Genomic DNA, 12576 nt, shown 5'->3' on the forward strand with positions numbered 1-12576 from the left:
TTTCACAATCAGGAGCTATTTATGTCCGTAAAGATCGGCATCAACGGATTCGGCCGCATTGGTCGTAACTACTTCAGAGCAGCCCTTTCCAAGGGCAGCGACATCGAAATTGTCGCAGTCAACGACCTCAGCGACCCCGCGTCGCTCGCCCATCTGCTCAAGTACGACTCTGTCGGTGGCCGGCTCAACGCCACTGTTGAGGTTGACGGGGACAACATCGTTGTCAACGGCAAAGCCATCAAGGTGCTCGCCGAGCGCGATCCCGCCAACCTGCCCTGGGGCGCACTGGGCGTTGAAATCGTCATTGAGTCCACCGGACGCTTCACCAAGGCCGTCGATGCCCAGAAGCACATTGAAGCCGGCGCCAAGAAGGTCATCGTTTCCGCTCCCGCAACCGGAGCCGACGTGGCGACGCTCGTGCTCGGTGTGAACGAAAACACCTACGACGCCGCGATCCACGACATCATCTCGAACGCGTCCTGCACCACGAACTGCCTCGCGCCGCTCGTAAAGGTGTTCCTCGACAACTTCGGCATCGAGCGTGGCCTCATGACCACCATCCACGCGTATACCGCGGACCAGAACCTGCAGGACGGCCCGCACAATGACCTGCGTCGTGCCCGCGCCGCCGCGCTCAATATCATTCCGACGTCGACCGGCGCTGCCAAGGCGCTCGGCATCGTCATTCCGGAGAGCGTCGGCAAGCTCGACGGCTACGCCCTGCGCGTTCCGGTTCCGACCGGCTCGATCACCGACCTCACCCTCACCGCCTCGCGTGCGGTGACGGTCGAAGAAGTGAACGCCGCCTACAAGGCCGCAGCCGAGGGACCGCTCAAGGGCATCCTCAGCTACACCGAGGACCCGATCGTCTCGAGCGACATCGTCGGCGACCCGCACTCCTCGATCTTCGACGCCGGGCTCACCAAGGTGATCGGCGACCAGGTCAAGGTTGCGTCCTGGTACGACAACGAGTGGGGTTATTCCAACCGTCTCGTCGACCTCACCGAGTTCGTCGCCGAGCGACTCTAACGGCCGCGCGGTGACGTTACGCACGATTGACTCGCTCGGGCCTCTCAGCGGCAAGCGGGTTATTGTCCGCTTCGACCTGAATGTTCCGTTGAAGAACGGTCAGATCACCGACGACGGGCGAGTGCGGGCGTCACTGCCCACCCTCAACGCCCTCGTCGCTCAGGGCGCCCGCGTGGTGATCGTCTCTCACCTCGGGCGCCCCGACGGGGCCGTTGATGCCAAGTACAGCCTGAAACCCGTTGCCGCTCGATTGAGCGAACTGGTGAATCTCCCGGTCGCGTTCGCCACCGACACGGTCGGCGACTCAGCGACCACGGCCGTAGCGGCGCTGCAGAACGGCGATATCGTCGTTTTGGAGAACCTGCGCTTCAACGCCGGTGAAACCAGCACAGCGGATGCCGTGCGCCTCGCGTTCGCGGAGCAGCTCGCGCTGCTCGGAGACTCACTCGTGTCCGACGGATTCGGGGTCGTGCACCGCAAGCAGGCAAGCGTCTTCGATCTCGCGTCGCTGCTACCGAGCGCTGCAGGCCTGCTCATCGCGGCTGAACTCGACGTGCTTGAGCGTCTCACCGAGAAGCCGGAGGCCCCGTACACGGTCATCCTCGGCGGCTCGAAAGTCAGCGACAAGCTCGGTGTCATCGGACACCTGCTTCCCCGCGTGAATTCCCTGCTCATCGGCGGCGGCATGCTGTTCACCTTTCTCGCCGCCCAGGGGCACACGGTCGGTGCCAGCCTGCTGGAGAGCGACCAGATTGAAACGGTTCGCGGCTATCTTGCCGAAGCCGAACGTCTCGGCGTGAAAATTGTTCTCCCGACAGATGTCATAGTTGCGTCGAAGTTCGGCGCGGACGCTGAGCACGTCATCACCGCAGCTGACGGAATCGAGAACACTCCGTTCGGCGCTACCGGCCTCGGCCTGGACATCGGGCCTGACACGGCGGCGGCGTTCGCCGACATCATCCGTGCGTCCAACACCGTGTTCTGGAACGGTCCGATGGGCGTTTTTGAACTCGCTCCGTTTGCGGAGGGCACCCGCACGGTGGCTGCCGCGCTCACCGAGGTCACCGGCCTCAGCGTGGTCGGTGGCGGCGACTCAGCCGCGGCCGTTCGTATTCTCGGTTTCCACGACGACCAATTTGGTCATATTTCTACCGGCGGTGGCGCAAGCCTTGAATTCCTCGAGGGCAAGCGTCTACCAGGACTGGAGGTCCTCGGATGGCAGTGAACATCAACCCTCGGCGTACACCGCTGATTGCGGGCAACTGGAAGATGAACCTGGACCACCTCCAGGCCATAGCTTTCGTGCAGAAGCTCGCCTGGAACCTCAAAGACGCCGGTCACGACTTTACCGCAGTCGAGGTCGCGGTCTTTCCGCCGTTCACCGACCTGCGCAGCGTGCAGACGCTGGTGTCGGCCGACAGGCTTCCGGTGGCCTTTGGAGCTCAGGACGTGTCCGCTCAGGATTCCGGCGCCTACACGGGTGAGATCTCGGGTGCCTTCCTGGCCCAGCTGGAATGCCAGTACGTCATCATCGGGCATTCCGAGCGCCGAACCCTGCACAATGAGACCGACGAGCAGGTGGCTGCCAAGGTAACCGCCGCGTTGAAACACAACCTCGTGCCGCTGATCTGCGTCGGTGAAAGCGCCGAGGATCTCAAAGTGCACGGTCCGAGCGCTGTTCCGGTCGCCCAGCTCCGTGCCGCCCTCACCGCTGTCACTCACGCGGCCGACATCGTCGTTGCGTACGAGCCGGTGTGGGCGATCGGCTCCGGCCAAGCTGCCACCCCGGAGCAGGCCGAGCAGGTTGCCGCTGCGCTCCGCGGCGTTCTCGCCGACACCCTCGGACAGGATGTGGCCGACAAGACCCGCATTCTCTATGGTGGCTCGGTCAAGAGCGGCAACATTGCCGCATTCATGCGCGAGCCCAACGTTGACGGGGCATTGGTCGGCGGTGCCAGCCTGGATATTCCGGAGTTCTCGAGCATTATTCGGTATCACAAGCACGTCGGCCTCTAAACCGACACGTTCCTGAATTTGCGGGAGCGGGGTGGCTGCCCTCGGGGCAACCACCCCGCTCCTGCCTGAAGGGTATAATTACTATGGTCTGGGCGCCAGAGTTGCGCCAACCGTTTTTTGAAAGGTTTCGTGTGGAGATTCTCCAGGTTGTCATGCAGGTGCTCGTCGGTATCACGAGCCTCCTGCTCACCATGCTCATTTTGCTGCACAAGGGTCGGGGTGGTGGATTGTCCGACATGTTCGGCGGCGGCGTTACCTCCAACCTCGGAGCATCGGGCGTTGCCGAGCGCAACCTCAACCGCATCACCATTATTCTGGGCCTGCTGTGGGTATCCTGCATCGTGGTCCTCGGATTGATCACCAAGTTTGACACCGGGGCTTAACTTTTCGCACTGTGCGGGGTTACCCTAGGCTTTCCACGAGCACATCTCTTCATCAGCAGCATTACCAATCGCAGCAGCACCAAGAACTGCTCGAATCTGCAGCGCATACCTGCACGATTTAACGGAGGAACAAGATGGCATCAGGCGGCAGCGCAATCCGTGGCTCGCGTGTAGGCGCGGGCCCCATGGGCGAGCAGGACCGCGGTTTTCACGCGGACCGCATCAAGGTCTCCTACTGGGATGCCCTCGGCAACGAGACCGTACGGTACTTTGCGGCGAGCCTTCCCGACGAGGAGATCCCCGTCACCATCGATTGCCCCTCATCCGGCCTTCCGGCCGGCCGCGACAAGGAGAATCCTCCCTCCGTGGTGAAGCTTGAGCCCTACAAGACGCACTTGGCCTACGTCAAGGAACGTCGAACCGAGGAAGAAGCCGAGTCTCTCCTGGAAGAGGCGCTCAATCAGTTGCGCGTTCGTCGCGGCAAGCTGTCACCTACGAACTGACTCGGCACACCAAAACCGGCTCTCGAGCATTCGAGAGCCGATGTCATAGCGTTACACTCCGCGCTTTCGGCAGCGATTGACGGGCCTAATAGGCCGGTGCGATGAGGTTTTCGGGAACCTGGGCCGCGGCATCGCTGTCGACGAAGAACATCGTGCGATAGCGTCCCTTGATTCCCGCCGCGGGAACTTCGTCGCGGCTCGCGCCGGCCAGCGCGAGTCCGAGGGCTGATGCCTTGTCTGACCCGGCCAGAACCAGCCAGACCCGGTCCGAGGAGTTGAGCACGGGCCGCGTGAGCGACAAACGAACAGCGGGTGGCTTGGGGGAGTCCCGCACGGTGATCACACTGGCCTCACGCTCGCGAATGCCCGATCGGTGCGGGAACAGCGACGCGATATGCCCGTCGGGTCCGACTCCGAGAAACGTCACGTCGAAACGGGGGTATCGAGCACCCTCCGGGGCGTGGGCAAGCAATTCAGCCGAATACCGTGCGGCCGCAGCGTCCAGCGGGTCGCCGTCGCTGGTCGCAGTCGCGTCGTCGCTGGTCGCAGTCGCGTCATCGGAAGCACCGAACGAATGGATGTTTGCTGGTGGAACGTCGATGTGATCCAGCAGAGCTTCGCGTGCCTGCCACTCGTTGCGCATGGGATCGGCGCGAGGAACCCAACGTTCGTCTCCCCACCAAAAATTCACCCGGGACCACTCAATGGTGTCGCGGGCCGCTGACTCGTTAATGGCTGCCAGCACGGCGATGCCCACGGAACCACCGGTCAGCACTACATTCGCTTCGTGCCGCTCCTGCAATACGTCCACCATGTTTGTCAAGAAGCGGGCAGCGACCGACCCGGCCAGCGCTTGCCTGCTCCGATGCACCAGCACGCGTCGATCATGTGTCACGGTCGCGCTCCGGTCCCTTGGGTCACCACGTCCTCGAGTTGCGGCAGGCCGCGGGTGATGACCTCACCATACAGCTCGTCGGGGTCGAGTCGGCGCAGTTCGTCGGCCAAGCAGTCGCGCAGGCTGCGACGCTTGAGCGTCAGGTCCTGCATTGGCTGTCCCGGCTGGTTGAGCGTGGCGATGTCGGGCACCTCGCGTTCGAGCGAGATCGTTCCCGACGCGCGGGTGAGGTGAACCCCGTGCACGCCAATGGCGAGGGGGTCTGTGGTTAGCTCGCAGTCGACGGGCACCTGAAGCTGCATTTGCAGCCATGCGGCCAGCAGGGTGGTCGACGGTGAGGCGGCAGCGCCGGTGACCTCAATTCTCGTGATCGGTTCGTAGGGCGGCTGGTCCAGCACGGCGGCCAGCTGAGCGCGCCAGGGGGTCAGTCGGGTCCAGGCGAAGTCGGTGTCGCCGGGACGGTAGCTTTCGCACAGGTGGTGTAGCGCAGCCTGCGGATCCGGCTGCGCCGAAGCATCCGTTATTCGGCGATAGGCGATGCGCCCCAGGGGAGAATCGCTGGGAACGGCCGGGGCCGTTCCGGGCCACCAGGCGACCACGGGAGCGTCCGACAGCAGCAGACCGGTGACCAAACTCTCCGGGTCTTTTGCGGCGTCGCCGCACACGCGCAAGACGATGACCTCACTGGCTCCGGCGTCGCCGCCCACCCGAATTTCCGCATCGACCCGTGCTTGTGGTGTCTTCGCGGACGCGACGGTCTCCTGGGTTGAGACGACGATGACGCGCATCGGATGCTCACGGGAGGCCTCATTGGCGGCCGCAATGGCCTCTTCCTCGTGTCCGAGGGTTGCGGCAATGATCAGGGTTAGCACGCGGCCGAGAGCGACAGCGCCGCCCTCTTCCCGAATGCGCACAAGCGCTTTCGAGATCTTCGCGGTGGTGGTGTTGGGCAGATCGACGATCATGGTCGCCTCCAGGTACGGCCATCGCGGGCCAGTAGGTCATCAGCGGATGTGGGGCCCCACGTTCCGGGGCGGTACTGCTCCGGCTGGCCCTGGGTAGCCCAGTACTCTTCGATCGGGTCGAGAATCTTCCAGGACAGTTCGACCTCTTCGTGACGGGGAAACAGCGGCGGGTCGCCGAGGAGCACATCGAGAATCAATCGCTCGTACGCTTCCGGGCTCGCCTCCGTGAAGGCATGGCCATAACCGAAATCCATGGTCACATCGCGCACCTGCATAACCACTCCGGGCACCTTTGAACCAAACCGGATCGTGACGCCTTCGTCGGGCTGAACGCGAATAACCAGGGCGTTGTGGCCCAGTTCAGCCGTCTGGCCGGGGGCAAAGAGGTATTGCGGGGCGCGTTTGAAGACCACGGCGATTTCGGTGACGCGGCGACCGAGTCGTTTGCCGGCGCGCAGGTAGAACGGCACTCCAGCCCAGCGGCGCGTGTCGATTGTCAGGCGCATGGCGGCGTAGGTCTCGGTGACCGACTCCGGGTTCATGCCGTCTTCCTCAAGAAACCCGGCCACTTTTTCGCCGCCCTGCCACCCGCCGGCGTACTGTCCGCGCGCGGTGCCGAGGCCGAGATCGGCGGGTAGCCGCACCGAGGCGAGCACCTTTTCCTTCTCGGCGCGCAGGTCGGCAGCGTCGAAAGAGATGGGCTCTTCCATCGCTGTCAGCGCGAGTAGCTGCAGCAGATGGTTCTGAATCACGTCGCGCGCTGCGCCGATACCGTCGTAGTATCCGGCGCGGCCACCCACACCGATGTCCTCGGCCATGGTGATCTGCACGTGTTCGACGTGGTTGGCGTTCCAGAGTGGTTCGAACATTTCGTTGGCGAAGCGCAACGCCAGAATGTTTTGCACCGTCTCCTTGCCGAGGTAGTGGTCGATCCGAAAAACGGAGTCGGGCGGAAAGACCGACTCGACGACATCATTGAGCTGCCGTGCCGTCTTGAGGTCGCTGCCGAACGGCTTTTCAATAACGACGCGTCGCCACTGGCCGTTCTTTTGCTCCGCCAGACCGGAGCGGCGCAGCTGCTCGGTGACCTGGGGGAAGGCCTTGGGCGGAATGGCCAGATAGAACGCATGGTTGCCCATAGTTCCCCGTTCACGATCGAGGTCGTCCACAGTCTGGGTGAGGCGGGTAAATGCCTCGTCGTCGTCAAAAGTGCCCGAAACAAAACGTATGCCCTCGGACAGCTGTGCCCAGACATCTTCGTGGAACTCGGTACGGGCGTGCTCCTTGACGGCGTCATGCACAACCTGCATGAAGTCTTCGTTGTCCCAGTCTCGGCGGGCGAAGCCGACGAGAGCGAAACCGGGAGGTAACAGCCCACGGTTAGCGAGGTCATAGACCGCGGGCATGAGTTTCTTGCGCGCGAGGTCACCCGTGACGCCGAAGATTACGAGGCTGGAGGGCCCGGCAATTCGATTCAGGCGATAGTCGGAGGGGGATCTGAGCGGGTTAAACTCCGGAGTAATTTCCACCGGGGACATGCAGCTCCTTTGACGGGACAGTGCAGAAATATTGGGGATGAATCAGGGGTATAACGGGCGGGGATGCTGCGAAAAGAATAGTGCGTTCAGCTGGTTGATTCCTCGCGGGCAGCGCCCGGGAGGAACCAACCCCCGGCTAGGCCAAGGCCTGAAACAGGGTGGAGATGTTCTGCTTCGGCTGGGTCAGGGTCAGGGTCAACACGGGGCGCCCGTGCTCGGCGAGTACGCCTGCGTCGCCACTGGCCTGCGCCTGGATCAGTTCGCCAAAGGTAAAGGGGCGCTCGGGAATGTCGAGGTCCTCCGCCGGCGTGGCCAGAATTTGCAGGTACACGGCGGTTGCCGGCCCACCCTTGTGGAACTGCCCGGTGGAGTGCAGAAAGCGTGGGCCCCAACCAAATGTGACCGGACGCTTGGACAGTAAGGCGAGCTTGTTGCGAATGTCGGCCAGTTCCGGAAGGGCGAGGCGGTCGACGTAGGCCTGAACGGCAACATAACCGTCGGGGCCGAGCTCTTCGAGCAACGCGTCGATCGCCGAAGCGAGGTCGCTTGCCGCACCGATGATGTGCGGGGTGCCACGCACTTCGATGCCGTCCGCGATGAATGCGGCCGGTTCTGCCGCGGGGCGCGCGTCGAGAAGACCTCGGGTGGCGATCTTGGCGGACTCCACGTCGGGCTGGTCGAACGGGTTGATCCCGAGCAGACGCCCGGCAACGACGGTTGCGTATTCCCAGACCAAGAATTGTGCGCCGAGAGTTCCGCTGACGCGAATCTCGTCGCCCGTTTCGTTAAACAGGTTGGTGCCGGCGTCAGCGACGACCCGCACGAGCTGCAGGTCTGGAAGCGTCTCGGTCAGTTCGGGAGCGTCAAGCTCAAGCACGACCGGCAAAATACCGGTGCCACGCTTGCCTGTGGATTCGGCGATGAGTTGTTCGACCCAGTCGGCGAGCCCCACAATGTGGGTACCGTCCGAGATGATGGCGAGCTTGTCACGGCGCGGGCTGGTGGCGGCGATCGCCGCGCCGAGCACGAGTCCCGGGTTCTCGGGCGAGTCCGCGGCCAGAGCCAGCGAAATAGACTCAGCCTCGTCGAGCAGCGCACCGATATCAACGCCGGCCAGTCCCGACGGCACGAGACCGAAAGCTGTCAATGCGGAGTAGCGTCCGCCCACGGTCGGGTCGGCGTTGAAGACGCGGTAGCCGGCTTCTCGAGCGAATGTCTCGAGCGGCGACCCGGGGTCGGTCACGACGATGATGCGTTCGGCCGGGTCGATGCCGATGGTCTGGAAGGCGCGTTCGAACACGCGGCGTTGGCTGTCGGTTTCGACGGTTGAACCGCTCTTGGAGGAGACGACGAGGGCCGTTCCGGCCAGGTTGTCGTTCAGTGCCGAGAGCACCTGGCCGGGGGCGGTCGCGTCGAGCACGGTCAGATTCATGCCGGCGGTGCGGGTGATGACCTCGGGGGCCAGTGACGACCCACCCATGCCGGCGAGAGCGATCTGGGTGACACCGCGAGCCTGCAGGCTAGCCCGCAGGCTCGCGATTTCGGCTACGAGCGGGCGTGACACGGCGACGGATTCGGTAAAGCCGAGGCGCAGTGCGGCTTCGGCTTCGGCCTCCGGCCCCCACAGGGCGGGGTCGAGGGCCGTGATGCCGGAGGCGACGAGATCTGTGACCAGGGTGGGTACCGTGGCGCGTACGGCATCGGCCGCGGCGCCACTCACCGAGATGCGAAAGCTCATCACACGGCCGACGTGGTCGAGGCAGCGGTGAGGGCCGCCTGCACCGTGTCGAGCAGTTCGTTCCAGGACACCGCAAACTTCGATAGGCCCTCTTCTTCGAGCAGGCGAGTGACATCGTCATACGAGACGCCCTGGGCGGCCAGCGCGTCGAGCACGGCGTTGGCCGCGGCGTACGAACGGGTCACCGAGTCGGCCGGGATGACGCCGTGGTCGGCGGCGGCCTGCATGGTCTTTTCGGGCATTGTGTTGACGACCTCGGGGGCGACCAGCTCGGTTATGTAGAGGGTGTCGGGCAGGCTGGCGTCCTTGACACCGGTCGAGGCCCAGAGCGGGCGCTGTTTGGTGGCGCCGGCCTTGATCAGGCCGAGTGCACGCTCACTGCTGAACGCCTGCTCGTAGACCTGGTAGGCGAGCTGTGCGTTGGCGACGCCGGCCTTGCTCTTGAGGGCGAGGGCTTCGGGCGTACCGATCGCTTCGAGGCGGGCGTTGATTTCGGAGTCGACGCGCGAGACGAAGAATGAGGCAACCGAGTGAATCGTGGAGAGGTCGATGCCGGCAACCTTGGCCTGCTCGAGTCCGGCCAGGTAGGCGTTGATGACCTGGCGGTGACGCTCCAGGCTGAAGATCAGGGTGACGTTGACGCTGATTCCGAGGGCGATGGTTGCCGTGATGGCCTCCAGGCCTTCGACCGTCGCGGGAATCTTGATCATCGCGTTGGGACGACTGACCTTCTTCCAGAGCTGCTGGGCCTCCGCGACCGTGCCGGCAGCGTCGCGGGCGAGGCTCGGCTCGACCTCGATCGAGACGCGGCCGTCCTGGCCATTGGTCGAGTCGTAGACCGGGCGGAAGATGTCGCAAGCGGCGGCGACGTCGTCGGTGGTGATGGCGAAGACGGCGTCGGTCACGTTCGTGCCGGCGGCGGCCAGTGTCGCGACCTGCTCGGTATACGCCTCGCCCTTGGCCAGGGCGCCGGCGAAGATCGTCGGGTTGGTGGTCACGCCCACGACGTTGCTGTTCTCGATCAGGTCCTGCAGTCCGCCGGAATTGATGCGATCACGGGAAAGGTCGTCGAGCCAGATACTGACGCCGGCTGCGGACAGCTGGGCGAGGGGGGTGGGGTTTGTCATAGTTGAAATCTCCTGATCGTGCTGCCGTCAGGCAGCTGGCTGTAGCAATGAGGTGAAAAAGGGGGGAGGTACGGAAGCATCGTGCAGACTAATACCGAACCGGGCCCATGGTTGCGGGTCAGGCTGCGCTGATGGATTCCTTGGCGGCGGCGACAACGGCTTCGGTGGTGATGCCGAATTCGCGAAACAGCGTCTGGTAATCAGCGGATGCCCCAAAGTGCTCGATCGAGATGCTGCGGCCGGCATCGCCGACGTAGCCTCGCCAGGTCAGCGCGAGGCCGGCCTCGACCGACACCCGGGCAGTGATCGCGGCGGGCAACACCGATTTGCGGTAGGCGCTGCTCTGCTCTTCGAACCATTCCAAGCACGGGGCACTCACCACGCGGGCATTGATGCCCTCGAGGGCGAGCTGGGCGCGGGCTTCAACAGCGATCTGCACCTCGGAACCGGTGCCGATCAGTATGACGTCGGGGGTTCCGCCGGCCGCTTCGGCCAGCACGTAGGCGCCACGTGCCACATTTTTGGCCGAGGCGAAGATTTCAGCGGATGCTGCGCCCTCGCCCCGCTCATACACCGGAATGTTCTGACGGGTCAGGGCGATCCCGGCGGGGCCGCTTCGGCGTTCCAGGATGGTTTTCCAGGCCCAGGCGGTTTCGTTGGCGTCGCCGGGACGCACAACGTCGAGACCCGGAATGGCTCGCAGGGTCGCGAGCTGTTCGATCGGCTGGTGGGTGGGGCCGTCCTCGCCGAGTGCGACGGAGTCGTGGGTCCAGACGAAGATGGACGGAGCCTTCATGAGCGCGGCCAGACGCACCGCGGGACGCATGTAATCGCTGAAGATCAGAAAGGTCCCGCCGAATGGGCGGGTGTTACCGTGCAGCACGATGCCGTTGAGAATGGCCGCCATGGCGTGCTCGCGAATGCCGAAGTGCAGCACGCGGCCGTAAGAGTTCCCGGCCCATTCACCGGTTGAGTGCTCGCTCGGAATGAACGAGGCGGCACCATTGATGGTGGTGTTGTTGGATTCGGCGAGGTCGGCCGAGCCGCCCCACAGCTCGGGGATCACACCGCCGAGGGCGGTGAGTACCTTTCCGGACGCCGCACGGGTCGAGACCGCGGTGCCGCCGGCGAAGACCGGAAGGGCCTCGTCGACGCCGTCGGGCAGGTTGCCGGAGAGTACCCGGTCGAGCAGAATCTTGCGCTCTGGGTTGGCCGCGGCCCACGCGTCGAACTGCACGGTCCACGCTGCGTGCTGGGCCGCACCACGTTCGAGGGCCTGCCGGGTGTGGGTGATGACCTCCAGAGCCACGTCGAAGGTCTTCTCCGGGTCAAAGCCCAGGACAGTCTTGACGCCAGCGAGTTCCTCGGCACCGAGGGCGGAGCCGTGGATCTTGCCGGTGTTCTGCTTCTTCGGGCTCGGCCAGCCGATGATCGTCTTGAGAATGATCAGGCTGGGCTTGCCGGTTTCGTTCTGGGCGGCCTCAATGGCCTTGTGTAGCTCGGCGACGTCTTCCACGTAGGAACCGGTCTTCTTCCAGTCCACCGTCTGCACGTGCCAGTGGTAGGCGGCATAGCGAGCAGCGACATCCTCGGTGAAGGCGATGTTGGTGTCGTCCTCGATCGAGATCTGGTTGCTGTCGTAGATCGCAATGAGGTTGCCGAGCTGCTGGTGACCGGCGAGAGAGGAGGCCTCGCTCGTGATGCCTTCCTGCAGGTCGCCATCGCTGGCGATGACGTACACGAAGTGGTCGAACGGGCTCGCGCCGGCGGCGGCATCCGGGTCGAGCAGGCCACGCTCGAAGCGAGACGCGTAGGCGAACCCGACAGCGGAGGCGAACCCCTGGCCGAGCGGGCCGGTGGTGATCTCGACGCCGTCGGTGTGCCCGTATTCCGGGTGGCCGGGGGTCTTGGATCCCCAGGTGCGCAGGGCCTTGAGATCCTCGAGCTCGAGGCCGTAGCCGCCGAGGTACAACTGCACGTACTGCGTCAGTGAACTGTGGCCGGCAGACAGAATGAAGCGGTCGCGACCGATCCACTCGTTGTCGACGGGGTCGCGGCGCATGACCTTCTGGAACAGCAGATACGCAGCGGGAGCGAGGCTCATCGCGGTACCGGGATGCCCATTCCCAACCTTCTCGACGGCGTCAGCCGCCAGGATGCGTGCGGTGTCGACCGCTTTGTCGTCGATGGAATCCCACTGCAATGCTGCCACGTTTATTGACCCTTCTATAAAGCGAAGATGGCGAGTTGTTGTCAACCCGTCCTGTGTTTGTCGTCACACGAATAGAGTTCGAAACCTGCTGGTTCTTCGATACCCGCCAACCACCACGAGGTGGCACCCTCAGCTGATCGGTAGCGGTTCACCACGAGGTGGCTCGCCGA

11 protein-coding genes are annotated in these 12576 nt (G+C 64.0%); 5 read left to right on the forward strand and 6 right to left on the reverse strand.

The window, feature by feature from the left end; translation table 11 throughout:
- The first annotated feature begins 21 nt into the window (after positions 1 to 21).
- The 5 genes from gap (at position 22) to IWX77_RS09555 (ending at position 3931) form a co-directional block, all read left to right on the forward strand.
- Entirely contained in the window at positions 22 to 1029 is a 1008-nt protein-coding gene (gap, locus tag IWX77_RS09535) for a type I glyceraldehyde-3-phosphate dehydrogenase (RefSeq protein WP_196844285.1), read from the forward strand.
- Positions 1030 to 1039: 10 nt separating this feature from the next.
- Positions 1040 to 2254 carry a phosphoglycerate kinase gene (locus IWX77_RS09540; RefSeq protein WP_196844286.1) on the forward strand — a complete coding sequence of 405 codons (1215 nt, stop codon included), beginning with the start codon at positions 1040 to 1042 and terminating at the stop codon, positions 2252 to 2254.
- Positions 2245 to 3045 carry a triose-phosphate isomerase gene (tpiA, locus tag IWX77_RS09545; protein WP_196844287.1) on the forward strand — a complete coding sequence of 267 codons (801 nt, stop codon included), beginning with the start codon at positions 2245 to 2247 and terminating at the stop codon, positions 3043 to 3045. Before IWX77_RS09540 ends, tpiA begins: the two co-directional genes overlap by 10 nt.
- A 131-nt stretch (positions 3046 to 3176) precedes the next feature.
- Positions 3177 to 3428: a preprotein translocase subunit SecG gene (secG, locus tag IWX77_RS09550; RefSeq protein WP_196844288.1), complete on the forward strand. Its 252-nt coding sequence runs from the start codon at positions 3177 to 3179 to the stop codon at positions 3426 to 3428.
- A gap of 134 nt (positions 3429 to 3562) precedes the next feature.
- A complete protein-coding gene (locus IWX77_RS09555; protein WP_092107849.1) occupies positions 3563 to 3931 on the forward strand; it encodes an RNA polymerase-binding protein RbpA in 369 nt (122 codons plus the stop codon).
- 85 nt (positions 3932 to 4016) lie between these two features.
- Here the strand turns inward: IWX77_RS09555 and pgl are convergent, their stop codons facing one another.
- The 6 genes from pgl to tkt all read right to left on the reverse strand — a co-directional run bounded on the left by pgl (position 4017) and on the right by tkt (position 12406).
- On the reverse strand, positions 4017 to 4826 hold the full coding sequence (pgl, locus tag IWX77_RS09560; RefSeq protein WP_196844289.1) for a 6-phosphogluconolactonase: 810 nt from the start codon (positions 4824 to 4826) through the stop codon (positions 4017 to 4019).
- The gene (locus IWX77_RS09565) at positions 4823 to 5791 is read right to left on the reverse strand and encodes a glucose-6-phosphate dehydrogenase assembly protein OpcA (protein WP_196844290.1); all 969 of its coding nucleotides are present in this window, start codon (positions 5789 to 5791) and stop codon (positions 4823 to 4825) included. Before IWX77_RS09565 ends, pgl begins: the two co-directional genes overlap by 4 nt.
- Positions 5788 to 7329, reverse strand: coding sequence for a glucose-6-phosphate dehydrogenase (zwf, locus tag IWX77_RS09570; RefSeq protein WP_196844291.1), 1542 nt, complete (start codon positions 7327 to 7329; stop codon positions 5788 to 5790). The genes IWX77_RS09565 and zwf overlap by 4 nt, the downstream gene beginning before the upstream one ends.
- Before the next feature lie 136 nt (positions 7330 to 7465).
- The gene (locus tag IWX77_RS09575; protein WP_196844292.1) at positions 7466 to 9067 is read right to left on the reverse strand and encodes a glucose-6-phosphate isomerase; all 1602 of its coding nucleotides are present in this window, start codon (positions 9065 to 9067) and stop codon (positions 7466 to 7468) included.
- Positions 9067 to 10194 (reverse strand): transaldolase, encoded by a 1128-nt coding sequence (gene tal / locus IWX77_RS09580; protein ID WP_196844293.1) that lies wholly within the window; start codon positions 10192 to 10194, stop codon positions 9067 to 9069. The genes IWX77_RS09575 and tal overlap by 1 nt, the downstream gene beginning before the upstream one ends.
- Before the next feature lie 118 nt (positions 10195 to 10312).
- Positions 10313 to 12406, reverse strand: a complete 2094-nt coding sequence (tkt, locus tag IWX77_RS09585; protein WP_196844294.1) for a transketolase — start codon at positions 12404 to 12406, stop codon at positions 10313 to 10315.
- Positions 12407 to 12576 lie beyond the last annotated feature (170 nt).

The organism is Cryobacterium sp. CAN_C2 (assembly GCF_015751745.1).
Taxonomy (GTDB): domain Bacteria; phylum Actinomycetota; class Actinomycetes; order Actinomycetales; family Microbacteriaceae; genus Cryobacterium.